Below are 25,047 nucleotides of genomic sequence, written 5' to 3' on the forward strand. Positions count from 1 at the left end.
TTCACGCCGTCGGTACGTCTCGACGGCCGCGTCCGAACATTACCAGGACAGCCCCGGCCCGGGTCGGACAGGTGCGCGGGGCGGAACCCGGACGCAGGTCGCGGTACGGGGCGGCAGCCGCGCTGCTGCCGCCCCGCGATCGCGTACCGGGTCAGTAGATCGGGTTCCAGCCGTCCGGCCCGGCCAGGTACCTCGGGGCGGTGTAGTTCGGCGCCTGGGCGTCGGTGAGCTGCGGGCGGTCCGCGGTGACCGTCGCACCCGGCCCGCTGTTGCGGTACTCGAAGAACCGGGCGTCCCGCCAGGAGAAGCCGGACATGTCGGTCCACGGGGAGTTCTTGATGTGCGCCCCCAGCACGCTGTCGCGGAACACCACCTGGCCGATCGCGTTGACGTCACCGCTCGGGTGCCACGGCCGGCCGAGGTGCACGCTCTGCGCCGCGGCCGAGTCGGTGGTCAGCGTGCACTGGACAAAGAGGAATCCGTACGTGTTGCTGATCATGGTCGACGGCGCGGTGACGTACCCGTTGTTGCTCGACGACCCCCGGCTCAGCGCCTTGATCTCGCAGCGGTCGAAGACCGCCGTGCCCCGGCCGAAGATGAAGTCGACGTCGCCCTCGACATAGCAGTTGCGGAAGTACGACCGGCCGATCGTGGCGGCGTTCGCGCTGTTGGGGTAGAGCGTGTCCTGGTTGCCGAGGAACCGGACGTTGTCGAAGACCAGCCGGTCGGCCCGGGTGAGCACCGCCACCGCCTGCTCGGCGCTGTAGTTGTACGCCGACTCGTCGAAGCTGTTGGAGAAGGTGAGGTTCCGGGCGGTGAAGTCGTTGCCGTCGATGGTGACCGAGGCGCTGCCCGAGGTGCCGTAGGTGCCGCCGCCCGGTGCGGGTGTGCCGGAGGCGTTGTCGTAGGTGATCACCACGTCGGTGGCGTTCCCGGTCGACCCCACGAACGAGATGTACGGCTTGCCGGCCGGGATGGAGACCAGTTCCCGGTAGGTGCCGGGCTTGATGGTGATGGTGTACCGGCTGGAGTTCCCGGTCGGCACCGCGTTCACGGCCGCCTGCACGCTGGTGAAGTTCCCGCTGCCGTCCTTGGCGACCACCGAGGACTGCCCGGTCGGCGGGGGACCGGTGGTGGGGGGCGGGGTCGGCGTGATGGTCGGGGTGGGGGTGGCGGTCGGGGGTGTGGTGGGTGGCGTGGTGGGTGTGGTGCCGCCGCTGGTCACCGCGACGTCGTCGTACCGGGCGGTGGCGTAGAGGGTCTGCACACCGATCCGGCCGGTCCCGGCGATCGTGCTGGTGCCGGAGGCGACCAGGGTGCCGTCGACGTAACCGCGTACCGCCGAGCCGGCGATCTCGATCCGCAGGGTGTACCAGGTGCCGGTCGCGACCGACCGGGAGGCCGAGCCCAGTACGGTCGCCGTGCCGCTGCGTACCGCCTCCAGTCGGACCTGGTTGCCGGGGAGCAGGGCGAGCCGGAGGTAGGTCGTCGCGCCGGAGGCACGGGCGAGCAGGGCCACCGCGCCGTTTGCCGGCAGGGTCAGCGGCTTGACCCGCGCCTGGACGGTGTAGTCGGTCCAGGACGTGGTTCCGGCGAACAGCCGGGCGTTGTCCGTGTCGCCCTTGGCCTGCTGGAGTGCCTGGCCGTCGTCGGCGACCACGGACCAGGTGCCACCGGACTTCGACCAGCCGGAGGTGTTCCCGTCGGAGAAGTCGTCGGTGAACAGGGTGGCGGCGAACGTGTACGGTGCGCCGCCGAGCTGGGTCAGGGCGAGCAGTACGCCGGTGGCGGCGGTGGCGACGGTGAGCAGGGTTCGGCGGTGTGATCCGGGCATGGTGGATGAACCTCCGGGGACGGGCGGAGTGAGGAGGCCGGGAGCACGAAGAAAGCGCTTTCCTGCCGGACGGTAACCTTCCCATGGAAGCCTGTCAATGTGTCATGCCGATGTCGCCGGCCGGGGTCACATCTCCGTTTGGCGAGGGACCTGGGTGGGGTATGAGTTGATCAGCCGCAAGTCACGGCACACGTGGCCGAATCGGAGGATCAGCGCATATGCCTAGTAACACGCTTTCCCGTACTCCTGGCTCTGTGTTGTCTGAGAGCGGGGTGCGGCGATGAGCACCCAGGCAAGCCCGGCGACCGTCGACGACTGCCTGCGCGTCGGAACCGGCTTCTCCCAGGGGGACAGGAACTGGATCGTCGAACAGTTCGCCACCCTGGACGCGCGGCTGGCCTCGTTCGCCGTCGACCGGACCGAACTCGAGGTGTCGGTGAAGGACCGGGCCGCCCGGGGGCAGAAGGTCACCCTGGAGTGCTGGGTCGCCGGTCGGCAGAAGATCGTCACCACCTCCTCGGAGGAGGACCTGCACGCCGCGCTCAACGACGTACGGGACGACCTCCGCCGGCGGCTCAACGACGCGAAGACGCGCCAGGAGCCCCGCCACAACCGGCACCTGCGGGAAACCCCCGAGCCGGATCCGGCCATCCTCGACGAGGAACCGCTCACCGGGAACGAGCCGGCCGACCAGCCGGACCCGGCAAACCGCGACGCCTAGCAGGACCTTCCCGCGTCCCGTCCGCCGGCACCTCGGCGGGCGGGACGTCGTCGTACCCGGCAACAGCTCCGGCCCCGCCACATTCGCGAACACTTCTGCCGCCATCGGCGGAGTAGAGACAAGCCCCCGCGTCGTTACCGGGGTACGCGCGAATGGAGAACATATGGGTGTGGTGACACGAGACGCGCACACCGCCGCGCAGGTCACCGATGCCGAGATCATCAGCCGGATGCACGGGGATCCGGGTGCGTTCGAGGCGATCTTCGACCGTTACTACCCGACGATCCACGGGTACGCGAGCCGGCGGCTGGGGCGTGACCTCGCCGACGACGTCGCCGCGGAGACCTTCCTGGTCGCGTTCGACAAGTGGCGGCGGTACGACACGACCCAGGACAGCGCCCGGCCCTGGCTGTACGGCATCGCGTCCAATCTCATCGCCGGGCACGAACGGGCAGAGGCCCGGCGGTACCAGGCTTTCGCCCGCGCGGAACGTCTCGCGACGGCCGGCGCCAACCCCGACGGCGAGACCGACCAACTCGCCCTGCGGCTGGACGCGGAGGCCGTCCGCGGTCGCCTCGCGGCGGCGCTGCACGAGATCGCACCCTCCGATCGGGAGGTGCTGCTCCTGGTCGCCTGGGCGGACCTGACCGGCGAGGAAATTGCCCGGGCGCTGGAGATTCCCGCCGGCACCGTCCGTTCACGGCTGCATCGGGCACGCAAGAAATTGCAGGTGGCGCTGGGTGGCGCCGACCCCAGGGCAATGGGAAGGGACTTCGAGTGACCGACGACATCACCACCCTGCGAGAGCGCTGGCACGGGGCCGAGCCGCCGTCGCCGGACGCGCAGAACCGGGCGCGGACGGCGCTGATGGCCAGGATCGCCCGGACCGACGTCGCGGAGGTGCCCGTACCTACGCACGTAAAGGCTCGCGGTTGGCGCCTTCGGGGCTGGGCGTGGCGATCCGGCATCGCCATGGTGGCAGCGGCCGCCGTGGCGTTCGGCCTCGTCACCATCGGAGGCCCCGCCGAGGAGCCGGACGAACCGTACCGAGCGTCCGGGTCCGCAGCCGTGACCTTCGAGCTGGCGGCGGCGTACGCCGAGGCGCAGCCGTTCACGCCACCGCGACCCGACCAGTGGACCTATGTCGAGCTGAGGATCGTCAACTCGGACGCGGGCGTCACGAGCAAGGGGCTGAAGGCCGAGGTGACAACGCGGCAGTGGAGCCGGGCCGACGGCAAGCAGACCGGCGAGATCGTCGACGGGGCGCTCCAGATCGTCGACGAGGCCCCGGGGATGACCCGCTTCCCCCCGACCGACTATCCGACGCTGGCCGCACTGCCCACCGATCCGCACGCGTTGCTCGACTGGTTGCGGGCCAGGATGGGCCCGTTCAACGTGGACACCGAGGAGCAACGGAACACCGGACTGTTCAGCGCGATCTCCACGATCCTGCGCAGCAACCTGCTCCCGCCCGCGGTGATGGCGGCGCTGCTGCGAGCAGCCGCCCTGATCCCCGGTGTTGCCCAGGCACCGGATTCGGTCAGCGTCAACGGCCGTACGGCGACGGCGGTCGGCCGCCTGCAGGACGGGTGGCGGCAGGAGGATCTGCTCCTTGACCCGGGCAGTCATGAGTTCATCGGTTACCGATCCGTGGCAGCCAAGGACTTCGACCTCAACACCGACGAGGTGACCCCCGCCGGCCCCATTCACAACGAACCGGTCCAGGTGAAGAAGGGCGATCTCCTGGTCATGCTGACCCGCCTGGCCGGCCGGATCGTGGACGCACCGGGCCAGATCAGCTAACCGGCGTACGTTCCCGAAACAAAACTCGGGGTGGGCTCGCGGAGCCCACCCCGAGTGCGTGATGCCCTTGACGGATCACCGACATTGGCGGGACAAGTCGCGCCGACTAAACCCACTCAAAGGTGTTGTGACGGAGTATTGAATACAGGAAGAAGCTCATTCATCCCCCATTCATTCACAGTGGGTCGGAACGATGGCTGCTGTACTTGCGTCTGGCTGGCTGATGCCGGTCGTGATCCGCGTCAACGCGACCCAGATCATCCGGATGGCGACGTGACTGGGCCGCAACGGCGACCGCCGATTGTTTTCGAAGGGATTCGGAAAAATGCGCGACGCATTCCCGGTTACGACCGACCAGGTCTTCCTGGAAAACATGGTAACCAGCGTCAACCACTACCGCGCCAAGCACGGCGTACCGCCCGTGACGCTCGACGACACGCTCGTGGATTACGCCAAATCGCGGGCCAGCCTCATCTCGACCGAGGAGGGACTGAGCCGCGGGCACGCCGACCTCGACCACACGTACGGCGAGAACCTCTCCTGGCACGCGTCGACCGACGAAACTCCCGCCGGAGCCGAGGACGCCACCTCCGGCTGGTACGGGGAGATCACCGACTACAACTTCGGCGACCCGTCATCGAGCGGCCCCGGAGCCACCGGACACTTCACCCAGCTCGTCTGGCGGGAGACCACCAAGGTCGGCTTCGGCCGGGCCTCCGGCAAGGGCGGAGAGTGGTGGGAGACATACATCGTGGCGACCTTCTACCCCGCCGGGAACATGCAGGGCGAATACGAGGCCAACGTGCCTCCCGCGTCGGCCTGAGTCCGCTCGACCGGTCGGGTACGGACACTCGTACCCGACCGGTCGACCGGGTGGTGCGGGCGGAGGGATTCGAACCCCCTCAGCAAAGCAGCCGGTCTACAGCCCGCCCCGACTCTCCAACGTCGGCGCGCCCGCTCGGGGTGACAGGCGGGAATCGAACCCGGCGACCTCTTTTGTAAGAGCGATGCTCTCCCGCTGAGCTACACGGACTTGGTGGCGGGCGTCCGACTCGAACGGCGTCTCCGGATTATGAGCCCGGTATGGTTCCAACTCCACTACGCCCGCAGTACGCCGCCAGGGGCTCGAACCCTGAACCCGTGCATTAAAAGTGCACTGCTCTCCCATTGAGCTAGCGGCGCTCGTACATGCTGGAACGCGCCCCTGCGGCGATTCGAACGCCGGACCTCCTGGTTCGTAGCCAGGCACTCTTTCCGCTGAGCTACAGGGGCAATGTGGACCCGACAGGTTTCGAACCTGCCACCTCCTGCTTGCAAGGCAGGCGCTCTACCAACTGAGCTACGAGCCCGAGATGTTGCTGCGTACCCGGCGAGGGATTCGAACCCCCACTGACTGGTACCTAAGACCAGTGCCTCTACCGTTGGGCTACCCGGGCGTGCTCCGAGTGCGATTCGAACGCACACTGTGCGCGGTTTGAAGGCGCTGCCTCCTGCCGTTGGGCTACCGGAGCCGGTGGGGAACCAGCACTGTTCCCCGCCCGGCCAGCGGCGGAAATCTGCCGGCCGGGCATGTGTAACCATCCGCTGTGGAGTTCTCAACTATCGTTCCCGCGACCGGAGTCGGGGGCGAGCAGGGGCAGCAGGAATCGAACCCGCGACATTCGGATTTGGAGGCCGACGCTCTCGCCAACTGAGCTATACCCCTAGGGAACTGTGGCCGTACAACGAGAACGCCGCCCGTTCCCGATGGTGGGAGGGGCGGCGTAGACGCTTGGTGATAGCGCTACGTTCGCCGCCTGCCCAGGTATCGCCGACATCCGCTCGCGGGCCAGTAATGGGCTCGTTCCCCGCCGAGCAGCACGACGCCGCCGCGCGACATCAGTCGCGTGGTTCCGGTGTCGGTGTTGTGCTGCAACACGGCCGCTCCTCGGTCAGGTGTTTGCTTCTTATCAGTGGGTGTTCGGCTTGCTTCTCTAAGGTAAACGCGACCGTTGACGATGGCAATCGCATTTCCGTAGGAATTCGCGTCGACATCGGACGGGCGGTCGATCTGCTAATCGAGGCGGTTGGTCGGCCGGGCCGTCTCCGGGCGGGTCGGGGCGGCCGGCTCGCTGGTCCAGCTCGCCAGCAGGCGCAGGGCCTCCTCGGACGCCGACCCGGCCTCGGCGGTGTAGACGCCGAGTATCTGCTCGTCGTCGCCGCTCGGGGTGAGGGCCTCGTACGCCAGGGTCAGCTCGCCGACCAGGGGGTGGCGGTAGCGCTTGCTGCCGTGGCTGTGGCGCAGCACGTCATGGGCGGCCCACCAGCGCCGGAAGTCCCGGTCGCGTACGGAGAGTTCGCCGACCAGTTCGGCGAGCCGAGGGTCGTGCGGGTGGCGTCCGGCGTACAGGTGCAGGGCGGCGACGGTGCCTCGGGCAGCCTCGTCCCAGTCGACGTACAGGTCGCGGGCGCTCTCGTCGAGGAAGAGGTAGCGGGCCATGTTCCGCTCGCGCGGGGGCAGCGCCTCGAAGTCGGTGTAGAGGACCCGGGCCAGGTGGTTGCTGGCCAGGACGTCCATCCGGTGGCCGGTGATCATCGCGGGGGTGTCGGCGAGGGTTTCCAGCACCCGGTGCAGCCCCGGCCGTACCCGCTGGGGTGGCATCGGGTGGCGCTGGGCGCGGCTCGGTCGGGCCAGCGTGAACAGGTGACTCCGTTCGGTCTCGTCGAGTCGCAGGGCACGGGCGAGGGCGTCGAGGACCGACTCGGAGACGTTCAGGTTGCGACCGCGCTCCAGGCGTACGTAGTAGTCCACGCTCATGCCGGCGAGCTGGGCGACCTCCTCGCGGCGCAGGCCCGGCACCCGGCGGCTGCCCGGATGAGGGGTGAGCCCGGCCTCCGCCGGGGTGATCCGGGCCCGCCGGGAACGCAGGAAGTCGCGGAGTTCCGGGTTGCCCCCACCGGCGGACGAAAGGTCACTCATGGTGTCCAGGGTAGGTCGGGTGGTGTGCCCCGGCACCGCCCTTGAGGGGGTCTGCTGGACCCCCGGTACGCCGGATCCCTGGTGAAACCGAGCCTCCCGCTACCGCTGCCGGGACCCGTACCGGCGTGATTGGCTGGATGGGCGATCACTGAGGGTCACGGCAACAGGAAGAGGAACGACAGGATGAGGCGCAGGATTCTTGGCGGTACCGGCATGTCGGTGAGCGAGTTGGCGCTCGGGACGATGATGTTCGGCGCGCTGGGCGACACCGGGCAGGACGAGTCCGTACGGATGATCCACACCGCCCTCGACGCCGGGGTCAACTTCGTGGACACGGCCGACGTCTACTCCCAGGGGGAGTCGGAGGAGATCGTCGGCAAGGCGCTCAGGGGGCGGCGCGACGACATCGTGCTGGCCACGAAGTTCTCCCTGCCGATGGGGGAGGACGAGAACCACCGGGGCGGATCGCGGCGGTGGATCATGAAGGCGGTGGAGGAGAGCCTGCGGCGCCTCGACACCGACTACATCGATCTTTACCAGATGCACCGTACGGATCCGGACACGGACGTCGACGAGACCCTGTCGGCGCTGTCGGACCTGGTCCGGTCGGGCAAGGTACGGGCGATCGGCTCCTCGATCTTTCCGCCGGAGCGGATCGTCGAGGCGCAGTGGGTGGCGGAGCGGCGCGGCCACCAGCGGTTCCGTACGGAGCAGCCGCCGTACTCGATCCTGCTGCGGGGGATCGAGGCCGGGATGCTGCCGACCGCCCAGCAGTACGGCATGGGCGTGCTCACCTTCGGCCCGCTCAGCTCGGGGTGGTTGTCCGGGCGGGCGGACCCGACCGGCGGCCGGCGCAAGACCCTGGGGCCGGGGGAGTTCGACCTGGCCGCCAGGGGCAACCAGGCGAAGCTGGACGCGGTCGAGCAGTTGACGACGCTCGCCAGCGAGGCCGGGCTGCCGCTGACCCATCTAGCCACGGCATTCGTCCGGGCTCACCCGGCGATCACCTCGGTCATCATCGGTCCCCGCCGGCCCGAGCAGTTGCAGGACCTGCTGGCCGGCGCCGAGGTGGAGCTGAGTCAGGACGTCCTGGACCGGATCGACGAGATCGTCCCGCCGGGCACCAACCTCAACCCGGACGACATCTACTACACGAACCCGGCACTGACCGACAAGCGCCTGCGCCGCCGCTGACCGGCCCGGACACGCACCTCGGGTGGGACCGCTGGTCGCGGTCCCACCCGAAAACCGGCGTACGTCGGTCAGGCGAGCACGGCGCAGGAGGCCGACCGTACGCGGATCAGGCGGACACTCAGCGCAGGCCGAAGGCGCGGGTGAGGGTCTGCGTGACGTTGTTGCCGGCGCTGTCCCCGGCGGCGGTCCGGAGCGTGACGAACTGCGCCGCCTCCGGTGCCTTCAGCCTGGTCGTCCAGCCACCCTGCCCCTGGGTCAGCTTGGCCCGCTGCCAGGTCGCCCCGTCGTCGTACGAGATGTCGAGGGTGAGTTGCCGGATGCCGGCCGTCACGCCGGGCAGGTGTGACGGTGCCACGGTCAGCTCCGCGCGCGGGGCCGCCCGGCCGGTGGTGTCGGTGTCCACGGCGTAGTCGAGCTGGATCAGCGGCAGGGTCGCCTCCAACTCCGGCCCGGTCGCCGCCGAGGTGAAGTTCCACTCGGTCAACGTGTGGGTCGAGTACGGGTTCGCCCACCCGCCCCGGTCGTTGTCGACCACCAGCCGGTACGGCAACCGCTCCGGTACGAGCCCGGTGACCGGCAGGAACTCCGCGTTGCCCCACTTGAGCTGCTGGTCACCCTGGTAGAGCGCGGCCCAGTTCTTGACGTCGTAGTTGCCGCCGGCCTCGCCGACGTGGCCGGAGCCGGAGTCGCCCCAACCGGGGACCGGGATGTAGACCCCGTCGAGGTACCTGACCGGCAGGTAGCCGATCGGACCCATCCGGGGCCGCTGGATCGGACCGAACCAGCTCACCCTGCTGATCGGACCCACCGGGTAGCGGGCCACGTCGATCAGGTGCTGGCCGGTCTCGCCGAGGATGTGCGCGTCGTCCAGCCAGCGTGCGTCGGCGGTGACCCAGTCGGTCCGCTCACCCTGGGCGGGGGCGGTGAGCTGGTTGCCGACCGCCCAGCCGCGCCAGATGTCGGGGCGGAACTCCATCGCCTTGCCCGGCCGGAAGTTGCGGAACGACACGTCCACCCGGGCCAGGTCCTTGGGCGTGGAGCGCCAGGTCGGGTTGGCCGGGGCGGAGCCGGTCCAGTGGTGCACCACGTCGTACAGGTAGTCGGTGGTGGGGTTCGAGGTGACGGTCAGCGGGACGCTGCCCCGGCGGAGTTGACCGATCAGCTCCGTACCCTCGTCGGTGGTGAGGGTCGCCACCGTCACCGGGGCGGGGCTCTCCGGGGTCCACGGGTTCTCGTCCCAGGCGTTGAGCCGGCCGACGCCGTCGTTGACGACCAGGAGCAGTTTCGCCCCTGCGGTTGCCGCGCCGGTGGCCTGCTCGGCGATGGTGATGCTGTCGCTGCGGCGTACCACCACGGCCTTGCCGCGCACGTCGCGCTTGGCGAGGTCGGCCGCCGTACCGTCGGCCGCGAAGACCGCCGGGAGGTCGGTGGTGCCGGCCGGCAGCGGCGTCGCCGCCCGCTTGACCAGCAGGTCGTCATAGGTACGCGACTTCGTGCCGACGGTCAGCGCCGGCTGCTCGAGGCGGAACCGGGCGCCGATCTCGAACTCGCCGTCGGTCACCTTCTTACCGGTCGGGAGCGCCCAGATGCTGTCGTACGACTCGTTCGGCAGCACCGAGCTCTCCACCAGGCTGTCGGCGTAGGAGCGGTGGATGTCGAGCCGGACGGCGGCGGGGGTGGCCGCCTTCGGCACGTACGCCATCACCCGGCTGAGCTTGGAGCCGTCGAGGGTGACGGTCCGGTCCCGGTCGAGGCTGACGTCGTTGAACGGGAGTACGGCCATGCCGAGCGAGTGCGGGCCGTTCGCACCCTGCACGTCACCACTGAGCCAGCCGCTGTAGTTGCCGACCGGCAGCCGGAGCACCCCGACGCCGGACTCGTCCAGGTCCAGCGCGGTGAAGAGGTTCTTCGCGGTGACGATGACCTTGCCGGCGAGCGGCTTGCCCGAACGGTCCTTCGCGATGATCTTCAGGTTCTGCCGCTGTCCCTCGCGTACGGCGCCGATCAGGGTGTGCGCGCGGACCGTACCGGTGCCGTCCGTGGCGTTGATCATGCCGCTGATCTGCTGGTCGATCGGGAGCAGGTCCAGGTCCGCGGTGAGCGTGACCACGCCGGTCCCGTGCGCGGGCACGGTGACCCGGCTGGTCGAGAGGGCGAACAGCCCGGCCGGGGCGGTGGCAGCGTCGACGGCCAGGTCCAGGGTGACCGCCTCGTCCCCGACGTTGGTGTACGTCACCTGCTTGACGTCGGTGTCACCCGGCTTCGGCGGCCACGGGTGGAAGCCGGAGGAGGCGCTGGCGGTGGCGAACACGGTCGCGTGCACCGCCGCGGCGACGTCCACCCGCCCCGCACCCGCCTGGTACGGCGTGTACGCCGGAGTCGGCTTGACGCTGCTGACCAGAGCCTGCTTGATCTGCTGCCCGGTCCATTCCGGGTGGGCGGCGACCAGGAGCGCGGCGGCACCGGCGACGTGTGGTGTGGCCATCGAGGTGCCGCTCATCGTGGTGTAGTAACCCGACCCGCCCCGTACGTAGTGGGAGCGGGCGGCGAGGATGTCCACACCGGGCGCGGTGAGTTCCGGCTTCAACCCACCGTCGGCGCGGGGCCCCTGGCTGGAGAAGTCGGCGAGCTGGTCGGCGGAGTCGACCGCGCCGACGGTCAGCGCGGCGTCCGCCGTACCCGGGGAGCCGATGCTCTGCGGGCCGCTGTTGCCGGCGGCGACCACGAACAGGGCGCCGGTCTCGGCGCTGAGCTCGTTCACCGCCACGCTCATCGGGTCGGTGCCGTCGGTTCCGCCCCCGCCCAGGCTCATGCTGACGATCCTGGCCTTCTCCTGCCGGGCGGCCCACTCCATGCCGGCGATGATCCAGGAGTCCTGCCCCCGGCCCTCACCGTCGAGGACCTTGCCGACGATCAGCTTCGCGCCGGGCGCGACGCCCTTCTCCTGCCCGTCCGAGGTGGCGCCGCTGCCGGCGATCGTCGACGCGACGTGCGTACCGTGCCCGTTGAAGTCGGCCACCTCCTCGTACGGCACGAAGCTGGTGCTGGTCGCGATCTGCCCGGCCAGGTCCGGGTGTTCGGCGTCGACACCCGTGTCGAGCACCGCGACCGAGACACCGGTGGCGGTGTTCCCCTCCGCCCAGACCTGCTGCGCGCCGATCTGCGCGGTCGAGTCGGCCAGGCTGGCCGTGACCCGGCCGTCGAGCCAGATCTTGGCGATGCCGCCGGTGAAAGCCGGGCCGGACGGTGCACGCCGGGCGGTGGCACCGGTCGCCGTGCCGGCCGCTGTCCCGGTCAGCGAGGACCAGAACGTCGGTGCCTGCTCGCGTTCCTGGGCAACGGCCGCGCCCTGGACGCTGGTGAGCGGCCGTACGACGGTGGAGCCGGCCACGTTCGCCGTGGTACGGGCACGGGCGGCGGCGTCGGTGTAGCGGACGATCAGCGGCAACCGGTCGGTGTTCGCGTCGTCGTAACCGTCGGCGATCAGCCCGGTCACGTTGAACAGTTGCCGGTCGAGCAGCCCCGCGGTGACGTACGGCAGGGCGGCGTCCGGGTAGACGTACAGCGAGCCGTCGACCACCGCTCGGTGGAAGCTGGCGGTTGTCCCGTTCGGACCCTCGACCGAACGCAGGGCGCTGCCGTCGTCGGCCGTGCCGACCGTGACCCTGTCGCCGGTGATCAGGGTGACGCTGTGCGAGCTGCCGGCTCCCGGTGGGGGTGAGGTGACCGGAGCCTGCGGCGGAACCGGGCCGGCGGGTGCGGCGGCGGCGGGCGGGGTGACGCCCACCGCCAAGGCCGCGACCGTACCGAGGGCGATCAGCCCCGGCCTGCGGATGGGTACGAGAGGCAAGGGATTTCCTTCGTCGTCATCGGATGTTTGGCAAGAGCATCCGGCCGGTCTGTTACATCGACACCAAGATCAGCCTGGCGGCGTTGCGACATGTCGCATTCTTGCCATCGGTCCGTGGAGCGGCGGTGTCAGCCCAGCGGTGTCAGCCCAGCGGTGCTATCCCGTGGGGGCGGACGCGGAGTAGCGGGCCGGGGTGGCGCCGAGGTAGCGGCGGAAGTGTCGACTCAGGTGCGACTGGTCGTGGAAGCCGACCGCGACGGCCACCTCGGCCGGGGGCTCACCGGCGAGCAGTCGACGGCGCGCGGAGTCGATCCGCCGCCCGGTCAGGTACCGGTGCGGCGGCACCCCGTACGCGCCGGTGAACGACCGGACCAGGTGGCTCGGGTCGGCGTGCAGGATCTCCGCCGCCTGCCGCAGCGAGACCCCCTCGGCCGTACGGGCGTCGATCAGGTCGCGCAGCTCCGTGGCGAGGCGGCGGTCCGGTGCCGGTGGTGGACCGCTCGGGTGCCGCACCAGGTGCCGGCGCAGCCGATCACCCACGAACGCCAGCCGGCTCTCCGCCTCGAACGCGTCGGCGGGGGTGGCGAGGGCACGGTGGAGCTGGTCGATCCGGCGCCGCAGCAGGGGGTCGTGCAGGGTGGGGGTGTCCACGGACGCGTCGACCAGGCCCGGGTCGAGCACCGATTCGTCGAGGTAGAGGACCCGTTTGCGGAAGCCGTACCGGGTGGCCGCCCGTCCGTCGTGGACCACGTGCGGCGGCAGGAGGGTGACCGCCTGCTCGGCGGCGTCGTGGCCGTGCCGGTCGAGGGCGTAGTTGATCGCACCGTCGTCGACGATGAGCAGGGTCCAGGTGTCGTGGGTGTGCGCCGGGTAGGCGTGGCCGAGGAAGCGGGCGTGGAAGACCTCGGTGATCCCGGCGACAACCGGATGCCAGGCGGTGACCCGCTCGGATGGTGGCACGTGCCGCACGTCAAGAACGTACAAGACCGGGGTGGCGGTGGGCGGCAGGGTGAGGGACATGACCACCTTTTCCACCAAGATTGCCGTACTGCTCCGGGACGACCTGGCCACCTGGCAGCGGCTCAACGTCACCGCGTTCCTGGTCAGCGGGATCGCGGCCACCGCGCCGGAGGTGATCGGCGAACACTACGTCGACGCGGACGGCACGAAGTACCTGCCCATGTTCGGCCAGCCGGTGCTGGTCTTCGCCGGCCCCGGCACGCTGCTGACCGCGGCGCACGGGCGGGCGGTGGAACGCGGGCTGGCGATGTCGGTGTTCACCGCCGAGCTGTTCGGCACCGGGAACGACACCGACAACCGGGCGGCCGTACGGGCGGTGGCCCGCGCCGCGCTGGACCTCGTCGGGTTGGCGGTCATCGGACCCCGCAACGCCGTCGACAAGACACTGAAGGGCGCCAGCCTGCACCCCTGAGCAGCCGCCGGTGGTAGCTGACGTCGGTACGCGGGTGGTGTCCTCGGGATCGCCTTCGGTCGTCCATCGCGGGGCAACCTCGGCCTCACCCGTACTCCGAAGGATCGGTGTTGATCTTCGATCGTCTGCCCGAAGGAGAACCTCCATGCAGAAACTCGATCGACGCGGATTCCTCGGCCTGACCGGCGCGGCCGGCGTCGGGCTCGCGGCGGCGGTGGCCGGCCTCTCGGACGCCCCCGCCCGGGCCACCGGCAGGCTCCCCACCGACCTGTTCAAGCTCGGCGTCGCCTCCGGCGACCCACGCCAGCTTCGTGGTCGAGAGCGGACGTCCGGGCGTACAGGCGGACACCCGCCCACTGACACCGGCGCGGCGAGACGACCGTAGCGGATCAGGAAGCGGAACCGGGGTGCCCGGAGCGCCGCAGGCCGGCACTGCCGGCCTGCGGCGCCCGGCGCGCGGAGAAGGAGCTCCGCGCTGACCGGCGGTGATAGTCGTCGCGATGGGTGAACTCGACGACCAGACCACCGGGAAGACTGATGCCCCGCCGGGGATCGGCGAGTTCCTCGGTGAACGGCCCGGCCCCGGCGCGGGTCGTGAGGGTTCCCCGTTCCGGCGCGGACAGCTCCGGTGTGCCGGGGTGGGCGAGCCGGAACTGGGCGATCGACCGGCGGACGAGGTGGAGCAGTTCACGGGCCGCGCCCGGTGAGCCGAGGTCACCGCCGCCGAGGGCCAGGCCCGGCTGCCGGATGGTCCGCAGGCTGTCGCAGACCAGCAGTAACCGTTCCGGCTGGTCGTCCGGCCCGGCCGGCAGCAGGTGCAGCCGGCCCGGCCACTGCCAGCGGATCTGCCCGGTGACGATCCGGCTCCCGACGTGCTCCGACCCGCGGCGGTGCCGGGGCCGGCCGGTCCGGGCCTCGCCCGGTACGCCCACCTTGTCGAAGTCCCAGTTGTCGCAGACGAACGCCAACCGCCGGTCGGTGACGGTGACGTCCGCCGGCCGGAGCAGGGACCAGTGCAGGTTGCCGTTGCCCAGCGACGGGCCGAGCAGGTAACCGGCCACGTCGACCCGACCACGCCAGAGGGACCGCTCGCCCGGGTCGAGCAGCACCCGGTGGTGCCGGTCGAGCTGGGGGTACCCGCGGTCGTCCTGGTCCGGCTGGTCGAAACGGTGCGGCCGGACGAAGTACGGGGATGCGTCGTCGCTCATCGGCGGAGGGCCTCCTGTGGACGAACTTCCTCCTGTCCAGGTTCGCGGACTGCGTGACCCGCGTCATGACACCTGTTAGGGGGTCGGCTGATCGGGTGAGGCGTATGACCGGTAGTCGCCGATCTCCTCCGCCCGTACGAGTCCGTCCTCGATCGCTCGGGCCAGCAACGCCGCCTTGGTCGCCGCCGGGCGGCCGGCGCGGGCGTACTTGATCCGGGCCCGGTCGACGTACTGCTTCACGGTGTGCTCGCTGATGTTCATCCGCCGGGCCACCGAAGCCTTCGACATCGACTGGAACCAGAGCAGCAGCGCCTCACGCTCCTTCTCGGACAGTACGGGTCGACCCGACCGGCGGTCGCCGACGATCGCACCGGCGAGCGCGGGCGGCACGTAGCCCCGGTCGCTGGCGGCGGCGAGCACCGTCGCGACGCAGTGTTCGCGCCCCTCGTGCTTGGCGAGGAAGGCCACCGCCCCGGCGTCGAGGACGGCCAGGATGATGTCCGCCTCGGTGTGTTCGGAGTAGACCACCACCCGGCGACCGGCGGCGCCCAGCTCGGCGACCTTGTCGAGGACCAGGTGCCCGTGCAGCCGCAGATCCAGCATGATCACGTCGGCGGTCGGCTGGTCGTCGCCGAGCACCACGTCCGGGTCCTCACCGGTCGCCACCACGGTCAGCCGGGGCTCCTGGTCGAGCCAGGAACGTACGCCCTCGACCACCACCGGGTGGTCGTCGATGATCGCGACGGTGAAGCGCTGCTCCCGGTCGTCGCTCACGTGGCCCGCCACCGGGTCTGCGCCCATACCTGATCCCCGTCCCGCTCGTAGACGTACTCGACTTTTCCGTTGTCGGTGCCGGTCGCGGCCGGCCCAGCCGGATCCGGTCCGGTGCTGGGGGTGACCACGCTGACCACCACCTCATCCGGCTGCGCGACCACGGTCAACCTGGCCCACTGCCGGGCGGTGGCGAGGGTCGCGGTGAGTGGTTCGGCCAGCCTGCGGCGAACGTGTACGGGTAACGCCGGCAGCGTACCAACGGAAACCAGCTCGACCGGAAGACCGTTTCGTTCGGCGATGTCCACCGCCGCCCGCAGTTCGTGCAGCAGCGGATCGGGCACGTCGTCGGACTCCGCGATCAACCGGCGCAGTCGTGCCGCCTCCAGGGCGCACCGCCGCTGCACCGCCGGGTCGGTCGGGTCGGCGGAACCGTCGGCGAGTTCCGCGAGCAACGCCCCGGCGGTCCGGCTGACCAGCGCGAGGCGTTCCTGCCGGTCGGCTCGGGCCCGCTGGGCGGCGATCCGTTCGGCGTCGAGGGCCGCGCGGGCCGCCGCCGTACCGGCCGTACGGGCGGCCAGGGTACGCAGCACGCTGGCCGCGACGCTGAACGCGATCGGCAGGGTCGCGGTGCCGTACGTGTACATGGCGTACCGGCTCAGCCCGGCAGCGTCCCCGGCGCCGTAGGCGAAGACCGCGACCAGGGCGATGGCCGCCTCGGCGGCGAAGACCGCCACCAGTGCGGTGACCGGCCGCCCCCACAGCACGAGGACGACAAACCAGCCGAGCGTGCCCCAGCCCCAGTTCGCCGGCAGGAACAGCATCTCGGCGGGGGTGTTGACGAAGACCAGCGCGTCGACCAGGAGCAGTACGCCGATCAGCCGCCAGGTCGGCGTACGGGTGCCCCGGAGCAGGTGGGCGGCGGAGATCGCGCCGACCACCACGAAGATCAGCCATCCGGCGCCGACCGTCCACGGCCACCGGTACACCGACCAGTTCCCGAGCAGGGCCGGCACGTTGACCACCGTGTGCCAGCCGAAGGCGATGAGTACGGCGGCGATCCGGCTGCCCCGGTCGGCGGTGGCGGCGACACCGGCGACCACGTCCCTCGGCGTCGCGCCGGTACCGTCCCGGGCCGTGGTCGCGTCCCGACCGGCGCTCCGGTCGGGATCGGCGCTGCGGGCGAGCGGGGCGGTCCGCCGGGTCGCCGCAGCGGCGCCGGCCGGGTGCGGTTCAGTGGACATCGGACCACTCCAACCGGACCCGGGTGCCCCGACCGGGGGCGGAGTCGACCTCCGACCGTCCGCCGATCGCCGCCATCCGCCCGTGGATCGACTCGCGCAGACCGTACCGGTGCAGCGGAACCGTCAGCGGGTCGAAGCCCGGCCCGTCGTCGGTCACCTCGACCGCGACCCCCGCGTCGGCCAGGGCGGTGAGGCGTACCGAGACGGCGGCGCCGGGGGCGTGCCGGGCCACGTTGGACAGCGCTTCGGCGGCGCTGTCGGTGAGCGCGTCGGCGATGTCCGGCGGCACCGCGCAGGGGTGCAGGTCCACGGTCGGGGCCAGCTCGGGCAGGCGGTGCAGGAGGGCCCGGAGCCGGTCGTCGAGGGCCACCGGCACGCTCGGGTCCGGCGACGCCGACAGCGCGCGGGTGCGGGACGAGGCCAGCTCGTCGAGCGTACGCAGGTCGGCCGCCGCCCGTACGCGCAGCAGCGGTGAACCGGCGCCCACCCCGCCGAGCCCGACGACGGTGAGCGTGGACAGCACGGTGTCGTGCAGGTCTCGGTTGTGCCGGCGTTCCGCCGCGCGGGCGGCTCGGGCGATCAGCACCTCGCGGGAGGCCCGCTGGTAGTCGGCGAAAGCCTCGTCGGCGGCGCGGCTGCTGCGCCGGGTCAGCGCGGCCAGTCCGGCCCCGAAGACGGTCTGCACGACCAGGGTCACCGCGTGCGAGATCGCCTCGGTGTTGTTGTCGGCGAGATGTGCCCCGTACGCGTACGCCGCCGTCACGACCAGTCCGGCCGGTACGGACCGGGAGGCGGGCAGCCCGAAGTGGGCGACGACGATCGATGTGCTGGCGAGGATGGCCAGCCAGCTTCCCTCACCGGGCAGCACCTCGGCGGCGACCAGGCGGTTGATCAGCAGGCAGCAGACGATGGTCAGGGTCAGGTCGACGTAGATGATGGCGGGGGTGAGACCACGCCGCAGGGTCGACGCGGCGAACAGCACGGACCAGCCGGTCAGCACGACGATCGTGACGATCAGCAGCGGAGTGGAGACCGGCGGCGTCCGTACGGCCAGCGCCACGGCCGCGCCCGCGAGACCGCAGGTCAGCCGGAGCAGCGCGGGGAAGATCGCGAAGACCTGGTTCAGTGCGCCGCTGGCCGGCCGGTCCTCGTCGCGGGCGGGATCCGGGGCGGTGCCGAGGCTGGTGACCAATGTCAATTCCTGCCCTCCCGGCGGCTGATCGGTTCATTGGCCGGACGTCCGGCATATCGACGGGGGAGAATAGCACGAATAGCCCGATCAGTTCCCGTACCGGTGCAGCCGTTACGGGGCTGTGTCCCGGCACCGCCGGTTTCGGTCCACGCCGGATGGAGAACCGGTTTCAGTCCAGGCCGGATGGAGAACTGGTAGGGCATGAGCGAGATCAGGGTGGGCACATCGTCGTGGGCGGACCGGCTGCTACTGGCCTCGGGCTGGTATCCGCGGGAGGCCAACACCCCCGCCGGGCGGCTGGCCTACTACGCGGACCGGTTCGACCTGGTCGAGGTGGACACCACCTACTATGCGCTGCCGTCGGTCGAGACGACCTCGGCCTGGGTCGACCGGACACCACCGGGGTTCAGGTTCAACGTCAAGGCGTTCAGCCTCTTCACCGGTCATCCGACCGCCATCTCGGCGCTGCCCCGGGACCTGCGCCCCACGGGTGACCCGAACGGCCGGGTACGCCGCCGCGACCTGCCCGAGCCGACGTACGAGGAACTGTGGGAGAGGTTCCGGGCCGTCCTCGAACCGATCGCCGCCGCCGGCAAGCTGGGCGTGGTGCTGCTCCAGTTCCCGCCGTGGCTCGGTTACGGAGAGGCGGCCAAGCGGCGGATCATCGAGGTCGCCGAGCGTTGCCGCCCGCTGCGGGTCGCGGTCGAGTTCCGGCACAGCTCCTGGTTCGACGGAGACAACGCCCGCTACACCGTCGGGTTCCTGGCCCGCAACGACCTGTCGATGGTCTGTGTGGACATGCCGCAGGGGCACGCGTCCTCCGTACCGCCGGTTCTCCTCGCCACCGCGGACCCGGCGGTGGTCCGGTTCCACGGCCACAGCGCGGCCTGGGGCAGCGGCGACAAACAGGAAAAATTCCGGTACGCGTACGCCGAGGGCCAGCTCGCCCGGTGGGCGGACCGGCTGCGCGAGTTCGCCCGCGAGACCGACGAACTGCACGTGCTGATGAACAACTGCTGCGGTGACCAGGCCCAACGCGACGCGGCCCGGCTGGCGGCACTGCTGCGCCGCGACGGCAGCCGACCGGACGCCGACCAGTTGACCCTGCTGCCGGTCGGCTCCTGACGGCGGCCTGCTGCGGCTGACTCCGGACGTCAGCTCCGGGCGCTCGGCCGGGGTGCCTGGATGGACAGGAACGCGTCGATGTTGCGCAGGTGCTTGGGGGTCAGCCCGAGGTGCGACTGCGGGGACACGATCAGGGTCGGCGCGAGCCGGGACAGCTCGTTGCCGTTGTCGTGGGCGCGCAGCTCCCAGGTCGCGTCGTCGTCGGTCCAGACCAGGGGGCGGCCCTCGTCGCGGACCACCCGCTCGGCCGCCGGGTACTTCCACCAGCCCCGCGCGACGGCGACCGGGGCGGCACCGGCAAGCGCCTGCTCGCGCTCGTCGAACTCGGGGGAGTCCTGGGTGTCGAACCTCGGCAGCCCCAGCAGCCGGGCCAGGTTCTCGGCATCGTGCTGCCAGGTCGTGTGCCAGCGGACCTCGGCCCGCCCCGACTCGTGCACGATACGGATGAAGTCGAGCACCGGCTGCGCGGCGAGGATCGGCCAGTCGACACCCGCCGAGCTGGCGGTGCCGGTGACCCACTGGTCCCGGGGCCACACGTTCCGGTCCGGCTTGCGGCTGATCGCGTTGACCACCCCGTCGATGTCGAGCAACCACACCGGTGTGGGATCGACCGTCTCCATGACAGCAGTTGTACGCCCAGCCCACCCGTACCACCAGCCTTTTGGGAAGGCAGGGGCGGGCGGCGTCTAGCGTGGGCTTGACTCTGACACGGTGTCAGGGGCCACGGTGGGACAGGTCATGTTCAGTATCGGAGACTTCGCCAAGATCGGCCGGGTGTCGGTCCGGATGCTGCGTCACTACGACGCGATCGGACTGCTGCGCCCGGCATCGGTCGACCCCGGCAGCGGATACCGCTCCTACCACGCCGATCAACTGCGCCGGCTCAACCGGGTGATCGCCCTGAAGGATCTCGGCTTCACCCTCCAGCAGGTGCAGACACTGCTCGACGACGAGCTCGACGTCGAACAACTGCGCGGGATGTTGCGCCTGCAACGGGCGGAGCTGGCCGCGCGGCTGGCGGCGGACGCGGCCCGGTTGACCGGGATCGAGGCGAGGCTCCGGATGATCGAGAACGAGGGCCACATGCACACCGAGGACGTTGTACTCAAGAAGATCGCCCCGGTCCGGGTCGCGGAACTCAGCGCGGTCGCGGCCAGCTACGAGACCGTCGACCTCTCGCCGGTGATCCAGCCGCTCTACCCGGAACTGCTGTGCCGGATCGAGGCGGCCGGGGTCGACGTGACCGGACCGTCGGTCGCGTACTACGAACCGGCGCCGGGGGAGTCCGGCGAGGCGGTCGTGGTGCACGCGTCGGTTCAGGTCGCGGTCGCACCGCGCGACGACTACGACTTCACCATCGTCGACCTGCCCGGCATCGAGTCCGCCGCGACGATCATCCACCGTGGTTCGATGCACGAGGCCGACCGGAGCATGCAGATCCTGGCTCGCTGGGTCGAGGAGCACGGCTACCGCATGATCGGGTACGCCCGCGAGGTGTGCCTGGAGTTCGTACCGGACGAGCCGGACAAGTGGGTCCACGAGTTCCAGGTCGAGGTCGCCCGGTAGCCGGCCCGTCCCGGCGGGGCCCGTCCTGTCCCGGCGGGACGGCGGGCCACCGGGGCGAGGGCGGGTTACCGGGTGAAGGTGAAGTAGGACAGGTCCGGGTCGAAGGTGGCCGGCGGGGCGGTGAGCTGGTGCAGGCCGACGCTGAGGGTCTGGTCGGCGGGGGCGGCGAAGGCCAGCTCGCGGAAGCCGGCCTCGGCGAACCACCCGCGGATGGTCGGGGTCAGGTCCGGGGCACGGCGGTGCCGGGTCCAGATCACGAAGGCGTCCGGCGCGCAGAGCTGGGGCAGGGCCGCCACGGTCGCCCGTACGTCGGCGTCGGAGATGTTGCCGAAGACGCCGCACATCAGCACGATCTCGGCGGGTACGCCACCGAGGTAGGAGGTCGCCACCCCCGCGTCGGCCTCCACCACCTCGATCTGCCGGTCCAGCCCCGCCGCCGACGCCGCAATCCGTGCCGCCTTCGCGTTCGTCGGATCCAACTCGACCAGCCGGGCCCGTACGTCCATCCGTCGTGGATGGTCGCCGAGCACTCCGATCACGTCGCGTCCCTCCCCGGCGCAACCGCTGACCACCCTGATCGGCCCCGGCGGCACCTCCGCGAGCGCTCGACGCAACTGGTCCTGCACCAGACGCAACCGGTGCCACAGGTGCGAGCCCGGCTGGTCGTACGCGCTGTGCCACGCGGTGCCGTAACGGTTCATACCGGCAACTCCCCGTCTCGATGTGTGACCCGCACCCATCATCGCCGAACGGGGCGGAAGACTGTGGCACCCTCGACGCAGAGCCGCCACGGACTCGACGACCTGGGGAGAGAAATGACCGATCAGTACGGCCAGGGCTCCCAAGCACAGCCGTCCGCCCAGCCGAACCCGCAACCGCTCCCCGCCCAGCCCACCGGGCCGTCCCCGTACGCCGAAGCGAGCGCACCGCCGCCGTATCCGTACGGTGAACCGGTTGTGCCGCCGTCGTATCCGGGTGGGGCGCCGTTCCCGTACCCGGACGGGGGTCCGTTCCCGTACGGGGATCCCGGGCAGCGGGTTGCGCAGCGTAATCGGGCGAAGCCGTTTCTCGTCGCCGCCGCCGGTCTGCTCACGATCTTCGTGCTCACCCTCGGTGGGCTCGCGATCTGGGACGGTGTCCGGGAGGACAGCGGGGTCGCCGGCTGCCGGTCGTTGGCGGACCGGACCTCCGGGCAGAACCGCGAGTTGGCCGAGGACGAGCACCGTGAGCTGCGCGAACAGTTCGCCGACTCCGACATCCGGGCGATCCGCGAGCACGGCACCGAGATGATGGACGTGCTGTGGGAGGTGTCGAAGCTGCCGCCGGGTGAGGAGATGGGCGCGCTGCGCTACCTGCCGCAGTTGTCCGTACACGCCGAGGGGCTGCGGCGGGCCTGCGCCGAGCAGGGTGTGGTGATCTCGCCCAATCTGCCCGACTAGTCCGCTCACCGTCCGCGTACCGGCGTCGGCGAGGTCCGTAAGCTGCATCTGACCGGCTGCGCGGTGCCCGGCGACGGCCGCCGCAGGGCAAGGGTCGGGTCCCCCGGGACGGAGGAGAGACGAGATCATGACGCGCGAGCGAATCGGCCTGGTGGTGCACACGGGCCGGCAGGCGGCGATCGAGGCCGCCGGTTTGGTGCGTCGGTGGGCGGACGCGAACGACATCACGGTCAGTGACATCGACGTGTGGGAGCGGGACTGGGACACCTGCCACCGGCGCAACGCGGTGGACGAGGCCGAGGCCGCCGGCCACCCGGCGCTCGTCGTCACTGTCGGTGGCGACGGTACGTTCCTGCGCGGTGCCCGGATCGCGGCCGAGGACGGCGTCCCCGTGCTCGGGATCAACGTCGGCCGGGTGGGCTTCCTGACCGAGGTCGACCCGAGTGAGATCGATGCCGCCCTGGACGCGTTCTTCTCCGGGCACGTGCACATGGACGAGCGGCTGATGCTGACCCTCTGCGCCTCCCGCCCGCTGGAGATCCCCAAGGGCATGCAGGACCTGCTCCGGTACGGCCGCGGCCCGTTGCTGCCCCCGCCCCCGCTACGGCAGGAGGAGGAGCCGATCAACCGGGCCGGGGTGGCGCTGGACGTGACCGCGCTCAACGACATCGTGTTCGAGAAGCTGGCCCGCGACCGACAGGCGAGTCTCGGGGTCTACCTGGACGAGAGCCTGTTCACCTCGTACTCGGCGGACGCCCTGGTGGTGGCGAGCCCCACCGGGTCGACGGCCTACAGTTTCGCCGCCGGCGGACCGATCCTGTCGCCCCGGCTGCGGGCACTGGTGCTGACCCCGGTCGCCGCCCACATGGTCTTCAACCGGAGCATGGTCGTGGCGGCAGACGAGGCGGTCTCCGTACGGGTCCTCGAACACTCCGGCTCGGTGGCGGTCAGCGTCGACGGGCAGCTCCGGGGGGTGCTGAACCCGGGCGACTGGGTGACCGTGCAGCCGGCGGCCCAACCGGCCAAGCTGGTCCGGCTGCACTCGTCGCACTTCTACTCCCGGCTCCGGGAGAAGTTCTCCCTCGCCGGAGCCCCGGCCGCGATCGCGGACAGCGAACCGGTACGTGGGCGAGGGGAGTGAAGGCGGCGCCGCGTTACGGCAGGATCGACTTGACGAAGGGGTAGAACAGGTGGTTGTAGGTGCCGTTGTCGAGGAACTTGCCGTTGCTGAGGATCGCCTTCCGCAGGGTTTTCAGGTCCTTCTCCCTGCCCTGCGCGGTCAGGCGGGCGCGGAGTAGTGCCGCCTCCTGGGTGACTTCGGCGGAGAGTTCCCGGACCAGTCCGGCGGGGGTGCCGAACCGCAGACCGCCCATGTGCCCCGCGAGCCCCTGCACCTTGTCCTCGAATTCCTTGAGATCTTCCGGTACGCGGTTGAACAGTCCCATGAGTCACCGCCCTCGATAGTCGACGATCGGATTCGTGCTGCGTATCCGCGCTGACGTTACAAGTGGGGGACACGACCGGGGCTCGCCCTTGAGGCCGCAGGTCGGGACTGTTCAGTCCATGGTGGGCGGATCGACCGGTCGGATCGTCGTCCGGTCGGCGAGCACCGCGCCGCCGTTCGACACCGTTCGCGGTCCCAGGGAACCAACTTACTTTTCTTCGTACATCGTCTTTGATGTACGTACACCAAAGACGATGTACGAAGAAAACGCGTGTGTTGGTTCCGCGCGGGTGGACGACGCCGGACTACGGGTCAGGCGGTGGCGGCGAGCAGGTCATGGACCGCGGAGGGGCCGGTTTCGTCCTGGTTGCTGAGGATGACGAGGCGACGGTCGGAGTCGGGCAGCCAGGCGGCGAACGCCTTGAACCCGGCGTTGTCGCCCGAGTGCTGGCGCCATCGCTCCCCGTTGACCGAGCCGATGAACCAGCCGTAGCCGTAGCTGCGCAACTCGGGGCCGTGAACGGTGGCCGCGTGTTCGGTGAACGTCAGCCGCAGCGACTCCGGACCGAGCAGGCGCCCGGCGGGTAGTGCGTCGAGCCACGTGCGCATGTCGTCGACGGTGGACCAGACGTCACCCGCGCCCATCCCGACCGAGTCCAGCTCGAACGGGGGCACGGGACGGTCGGCGGCATGGCCGCGCGCCACGTCGGCGCGGTCGCCCGGGGCGCCGGCGAACGTACGGTCCATGCCCAGGGGCGTGAAGATCTCGCCGGTCAGGAAATCACGGTACGGCCGGTCGGCGGCTCGTTGCACCACGTGGGCCAGCAGGACGTAACCGGGACTGCTGTAGTGCCAGCCGGTGCCGGGCTCGAACAGCGGCCCGGCCTGCTGGAAGACGGCGATCAGGTCGTCCGGTGCCATTCCGGCGGTCAGGTCGATCGTCGGGTAGTCCTTCCAGTGGCCGAGGCCGGAGGTGTGCACCAGAAGCTGATGCAGGGTGATCGGCCCCCACGACTGCGGGCACCCGCCGATCCACCGGTCGATCCGGTCGTCCAGGGTCAACGCGTGCCGCTCGGCGAGCAGCAGGACCGCCGCCGCGGTGATCTGTTTGCTGATCGAAGCGAGCTGGTAGCGGGTCTGCCGCGAGTTGGGGGTGCCGGTCGCCGTGTCGGCGTACCCGCTGTTGACCTGGGTCAGGACCGTGTCGCCGCGGGTGACCAGGATCGAGCCCCGGACCGGTGGTGTGGCTGGTGGCATGGCTCGAC

23 protein-coding genes and 8 tRNA genes are annotated in these 25,047 nt (G+C 70.6%); 11 read left to right on the forward strand and 20 right to left on the reverse strand.

Features of this window, described 5'->3' with window-relative positions:
- Positions 1-151: 151 nt before the first annotated feature.
- On the reverse strand, positions 152-1,834 hold the full coding sequence (locus ACWEFB_RS05290; protein ID WP_452282431.1) for a pectinesterase family protein: 1,683 nt from the start codon (positions 1,832-1,834) through the stop codon (positions 152-154).
- Positions 1,835-2,114: 280 nt separating this feature from the next.
- Between ACWEFB_RS05290 and ACWEFB_RS05295 the strand changes: the two genes are divergently transcribed.
- The 4 genes from ACWEFB_RS05295 (at position 2,115) to ACWEFB_RS05310 (ending at position 5,181) form a co-directional block, all read left to right on the forward strand.
- Positions 2,115-2,555 (forward strand): HPF/RaiA family ribosome-associated protein, encoded by a 441-nt coding sequence (locus tag ACWEFB_RS05295; protein WP_452282433.1) that lies wholly within the window; start codon positions 2,115-2,117, stop codon positions 2,553-2,555.
- A gap of 169 nt (positions 2,556-2,724) precedes the next feature.
- Positions 2,725-3,336, forward strand: coding sequence for an RNA polymerase sigma factor (locus ACWEFB_RS05300; RefSeq protein WP_452282435.1), 612 nt, complete (start codon positions 2,725-2,727; stop codon positions 3,334-3,336).
- Positions 3,333-4,358, forward strand: a complete 1,026-nt coding sequence (locus ACWEFB_RS05305) for a CU044_5270 family protein (RefSeq protein WP_452282437.1) — start codon at positions 3,333-3,335, stop codon at positions 4,356-4,358. The genes ACWEFB_RS05300 and ACWEFB_RS05305 overlap by 4 nt, the downstream gene beginning before the upstream one ends.
- 325 nt (positions 4,359-4,683) lie before the next feature.
- Positions 4,684-5,181 (forward strand): CAP family protein, encoded by a 498-nt coding sequence (locus ACWEFB_RS05310; protein ID WP_452282439.1) that lies wholly within the window; start codon positions 4,684-4,686, stop codon positions 5,179-5,181.
- Between the two features lie 51 nt (positions 5,182-5,232).
- Here the strand turns inward: ACWEFB_RS05310 and ACWEFB_RS05315 are convergent.
- The 9 genes from ACWEFB_RS05315 to ACWEFB_RS05355 form a co-directional block, all read right to left on the reverse strand.
- Positions 5,233-5,316: transfer RNA gene (locus tag ACWEFB_RS05315), tRNA-Tyr, on the reverse strand.
- An 80-nt stretch (positions 5,317-5,396) separates the two neighbouring features.
- Positions 5,397-5,466 (reverse strand) — tRNA-Ile (locus ACWEFB_RS05320).
- Positions 5,467-5,468: 2 nt separating this feature from the next.
- Positions 5,469-5,540: transfer RNA gene (locus ACWEFB_RS05325), tRNA-Lys, on the reverse strand.
- A 17-nt stretch (positions 5,541-5,557) separates the two neighbouring features.
- Positions 5,558-5,630, reverse strand: a tRNA-Arg gene (locus tag ACWEFB_RS05330).
- Positions 5,631-5,634: 4 nt separating this feature from the next.
- Positions 5,635-5,707, reverse strand: a tRNA-Ala gene (locus ACWEFB_RS05335).
- A 14-nt stretch (positions 5,708-5,721) separates the two neighbouring features.
- Positions 5,722-5,794: transfer RNA gene (locus tag ACWEFB_RS05340), tRNA-Leu, on the reverse strand.
- 1 nt (position 5,795) lies between these two features.
- A tRNA-Leu gene (locus ACWEFB_RS05345) sits at positions 5,796-5,869 on the reverse strand.
- Positions 5,870-5,989: 120 nt separating this feature from the next.
- Positions 5,990-6,063, reverse strand: a tRNA-Trp gene (locus ACWEFB_RS05350).
- Positions 6,064-6,411: 348 nt separating this feature from the next.
- Complete coding sequence (locus tag ACWEFB_RS05355; protein WP_452282441.1) at positions 6,412-7,317, reverse strand: helix-turn-helix transcriptional regulator; 906 nt, start codon at positions 7,315-7,317, stop codon at positions 6,412-6,414.
- 183 nt (positions 7,318-7,500) lie between these two features.
- Between ACWEFB_RS05355 and ACWEFB_RS05360 the strand changes: the two genes are divergently transcribed.
- Positions 7,501-8,511, forward strand: coding sequence for an aldo/keto reductase (locus tag ACWEFB_RS05360; protein WP_452282443.1), 1,011 nt, complete (start codon positions 7,501-7,503; stop codon positions 8,509-8,511).
- Positions 8,512-8,629: 118 nt separating this feature from the next.
- On the opposite strand, the gene ACWEFB_RS05365 is transcribed toward ACWEFB_RS05360, so the two are convergent.
- Positions 8,630-12,361: a S8 family serine peptidase gene (locus ACWEFB_RS05365; protein WP_452282445.1), complete on the reverse strand. Its 3,732-nt coding sequence runs from the start codon at positions 12,359-12,361 to the stop codon at positions 8,630-8,632.
- Between the two features lie 156 nt (positions 12,362-12,517).
- Positions 12,518-13,396, reverse strand: coding sequence for an AraC family transcriptional regulator (locus ACWEFB_RS05370; RefSeq protein ID WP_452282447.1), 879 nt, complete (start codon positions 13,394-13,396; stop codon positions 12,518-12,520).
- Between ACWEFB_RS05370 and ACWEFB_RS05375 the strand changes: the two genes are divergently transcribed.
- On the forward strand, positions 13,380-13,793 hold the full coding sequence (locus tag ACWEFB_RS05375; protein ID WP_452282449.1) for a DUF2000 family protein: 414 nt from the start codon (positions 13,380-13,382) through the stop codon (positions 13,791-13,793). The two genes, ACWEFB_RS05370 and ACWEFB_RS05375, sit on opposite strands and share 17 nt — an antisense overlap.
- A 145-nt stretch (positions 13,794-13,938) precedes the next feature.
- Positions 13,939-14,178 carry a twin-arginine translocation signal domain-containing protein gene (locus ACWEFB_RS05380; protein WP_452282451.1) on the forward strand — a complete coding sequence of 80 codons (240 nt, stop codon included), beginning with the start codon at positions 13,939-13,941 and terminating at the stop codon, positions 14,176-14,178.
- A 4-nt stretch (positions 14,179-14,182) separates the two neighbouring features.
- Here ACWEFB_RS05380 and ACWEFB_RS05385 read toward each other — a convergent pair whose 3' ends face one another.
- The 4 genes from ACWEFB_RS05385 to ACWEFB_RS05400 all read right to left on the reverse strand — a co-directional run bounded on the left by ACWEFB_RS05385 (position 14,183) and on the right by ACWEFB_RS05400 (position 18,214).
- Positions 14,183-15,001 carry a hypothetical protein gene (locus ACWEFB_RS05385; protein ID WP_452282453.1) on the reverse strand — a complete coding sequence of 273 codons (819 nt, stop codon included), beginning with the start codon at positions 14,999-15,001 and terminating at the stop codon, positions 14,183-14,185.
- Positions 15,002-15,076: 75 nt separating this feature from the next.
- The gene (locus ACWEFB_RS05390; protein WP_326556408.1) at positions 15,077-15,802 is read right to left on the reverse strand and encodes a response regulator transcription factor; all 726 of its coding nucleotides are present in this window, start codon (positions 15,800-15,802) and stop codon (positions 15,077-15,079) included.
- On the reverse strand, positions 15,772-17,016 hold the full coding sequence (locus ACWEFB_RS05395; protein ID WP_452282455.1) for a hypothetical protein: 1,245 nt from the start codon (positions 17,014-17,016) through the stop codon (positions 15,772-15,774). Before ACWEFB_RS05395 ends, ACWEFB_RS05390 begins: the two co-directional genes overlap by 31 nt.
- Positions 17,006-18,214: a sensor histidine kinase gene (locus tag ACWEFB_RS05400; protein WP_452282457.1), complete on the reverse strand. Its 1,209-nt coding sequence runs from the start codon at positions 18,212-18,214 to the stop codon at positions 17,006-17,008. Before ACWEFB_RS05400 ends, ACWEFB_RS05395 begins: the two co-directional genes overlap by 11 nt.
- 195 nt (positions 18,215-18,409) lie before the next feature.
- Between ACWEFB_RS05400 and ACWEFB_RS05405 the strand changes: the two genes are divergently transcribed.
- Positions 18,410-19,333, forward strand: coding sequence for a DUF72 domain-containing protein (locus tag ACWEFB_RS05405; protein ID WP_452282459.1), 924 nt, complete (start codon positions 18,410-18,412; stop codon positions 19,331-19,333).
- Positions 19,334-19,362: 29 nt separating this feature from the next.
- Here the strand turns inward: ACWEFB_RS05405 and ACWEFB_RS05410 are convergent, their stop codons facing one another.
- On the reverse strand, positions 19,363-19,953 hold the full coding sequence (locus ACWEFB_RS05410) for a hypothetical protein (RefSeq protein ID WP_452282461.1): 591 nt from the start codon (positions 19,951-19,953) through the stop codon (positions 19,363-19,365).
- 118 nt (positions 19,954-20,071) lie between these two features.
- On the opposite strand from ACWEFB_RS05410, the gene ACWEFB_RS05415 reads away from it, so the two are divergent.
- Positions 20,072-20,899, forward strand: coding sequence for a MerR family transcriptional regulator (locus ACWEFB_RS05415; RefSeq protein WP_452282463.1), 828 nt, complete (start codon positions 20,072-20,074; stop codon positions 20,897-20,899).
- A 65-nt stretch (positions 20,900-20,964) separates the two neighbouring features.
- On the opposite strand, the gene ACWEFB_RS05420 is transcribed toward ACWEFB_RS05415, so the two are convergent.
- The gene (locus tag ACWEFB_RS05420) at positions 20,965-21,600 is read right to left on the reverse strand and encodes an SAM-dependent methyltransferase (RefSeq protein ID WP_452282465.1); all 636 of its coding nucleotides are present in this window, start codon (positions 21,598-21,600) and stop codon (positions 20,965-20,967) included.
- Between the two features lie 114 nt (positions 21,601-21,714).
- On the opposite strand from ACWEFB_RS05420, the gene ACWEFB_RS05425 reads away from it, so the two are divergent.
- Both ACWEFB_RS05425 and ACWEFB_RS05430 read left to right on the forward strand, forming a co-directional pair.
- Entirely contained in the window at positions 21,715-22,338 is a 624-nt protein-coding gene (locus ACWEFB_RS05425; protein WP_452282467.1) for a hypothetical protein, read from the forward strand.
- Positions 22,339-22,465: 127 nt separating this feature from the next.
- Positions 22,466-23,479, forward strand: coding sequence for an NAD(+)/NADH kinase (locus ACWEFB_RS05430; RefSeq protein ID WP_452282469.1), 1,014 nt, complete (start codon positions 22,466-22,468; stop codon positions 23,477-23,479).
- 13 nt (positions 23,480-23,492) lie between these two features.
- Here the strand turns inward: ACWEFB_RS05430 and ACWEFB_RS05435 are convergent, their stop codons facing one another.
- Both ACWEFB_RS05435 and ACWEFB_RS05440 read right to left on the reverse strand, forming a co-directional pair.
- Positions 23,493-23,783, reverse strand: coding sequence for a hypothetical protein (locus tag ACWEFB_RS05435; protein WP_326556417.1), 291 nt, complete (start codon positions 23,781-23,783; stop codon positions 23,493-23,495).
- Positions 23,784-24,094: 311 nt separating this feature from the next.
- Positions 24,095-25,039: a serine hydrolase domain-containing protein gene (locus ACWEFB_RS05440; RefSeq protein WP_452282472.1), complete on the reverse strand. Its 945-nt coding sequence runs from the start codon at positions 25,037-25,039 to the stop codon at positions 24,095-24,097.
- Positions 25,040-25,047 lie beyond the last annotated feature (8 nt).

The organism is Micromonospora sp. NPDC004704, assembly GCF_053601675.1.

Excerpts from the sequence above, each read along its gene's own strand:
- ACWEFB_RS05290 (WP_452282431.1), bottom strand. The coding sequence starts at position 1,834 with ATGCCCGGATCACACCGCCGAACCCTGCTCACCGTCGCCACCGCCGCC.
- ACWEFB_RS05295 (WP_452282433.1), top strand. The coding sequence starts at position 2,115 with ATGAGCACCCAGGCAAGCCCGGCGACCGTCGACGACTGCCTGCGCGTC.
- ACWEFB_RS05310 (WP_452282439.1), top strand. The coding sequence starts at position 4,684 with ATGCGCGACGCATTCCCGGTTACGACCGACCAGGTCTTCCTGGAAAAC.
- ACWEFB_RS05355 (WP_452282441.1), bottom strand. The coding sequence starts at position 7,317 with ATGAGTGACCTTTCGTCCGCCGGTGGGGGCAACCCGGAACTCCGCGAC.
- ACWEFB_RS05360 (WP_452282443.1), top strand. The coding sequence starts at position 7,501 with ATGAGGCGCAGGATTCTTGGCGGTACCGGCATGTCGGTGAGCGAGTTG.
- ACWEFB_RS05375 (WP_452282449.1), top strand. The coding sequence starts at position 13,380 with ATGACCACCTTTTCCACCAAGATTGCCGTACTGCTCCGGGACGACCTG.
- ACWEFB_RS05380 (WP_452282451.1), top strand. The coding sequence starts at position 13,939 with ATGCAGAAACTCGATCGACGCGGATTCCTCGGCCTGACCGGCGCGGCC.
- ACWEFB_RS05385 (WP_452282453.1), bottom strand. The coding sequence starts at position 15,001 with ATGAGCGACGACGCATCCCCGTACTTCGTCCGGCCGCACCGTTTCGAC.
- ACWEFB_RS05390 (WP_326556408.1), bottom strand. The coding sequence starts at position 15,802 with ATGGGCGCAGACCCGGTGGCGGGCCACGTGAGCGACGACCGGGAGCAG.
- ACWEFB_RS05395 (WP_452282455.1), bottom strand. The coding sequence starts at position 17,016 with ATGTCCACTGAACCGCACCCGGCCGGCGCCGCTGCGGCGACCCGGCGG.
- ACWEFB_RS05405 (WP_452282459.1), top strand. The coding sequence starts at position 18,410 with ATGAGCGAGATCAGGGTGGGCACATCGTCGTGGGCGGACCGGCTGCTA.
- ACWEFB_RS05410 (WP_452282461.1), bottom strand. The coding sequence starts at position 19,953 with ATGGAGACGGTCGATCCCACACCGGTGTGGTTGCTCGACATCGACGGG.
- ACWEFB_RS05415 (WP_452282463.1), top strand. The coding sequence starts at position 20,072 with ATGTTCAGTATCGGAGACTTCGCCAAGATCGGCCGGGTGTCGGTCCGG.
- ACWEFB_RS05420 (WP_452282465.1), bottom strand. The coding sequence starts at position 21,600 with ATGAACCGTTACGGCACCGCGTGGCACAGCGCGTACGACCAGCCGGGC.
- ACWEFB_RS05425 (WP_452282467.1), top strand. The coding sequence starts at position 21,715 with ATGACCGATCAGTACGGCCAGGGCTCCCAAGCACAGCCGTCCGCCCAG.
- ACWEFB_RS05430 (WP_452282469.1), top strand. The coding sequence starts at position 22,466 with ATGACGCGCGAGCGAATCGGCCTGGTGGTGCACACGGGCCGGCAGGCG.
- ACWEFB_RS05435 (WP_326556417.1), bottom strand. The coding sequence starts at position 23,783 with ATGGGACTGTTCAACCGCGTACCGGAAGATCTCAAGGAATTCGAGGAC.
- ACWEFB_RS05440 (WP_452282472.1), bottom strand. The coding sequence starts at position 25,039 with ATGCCACCAGCCACACCACCGGTCCGGGGCTCGATCCTGGTCACCCGC.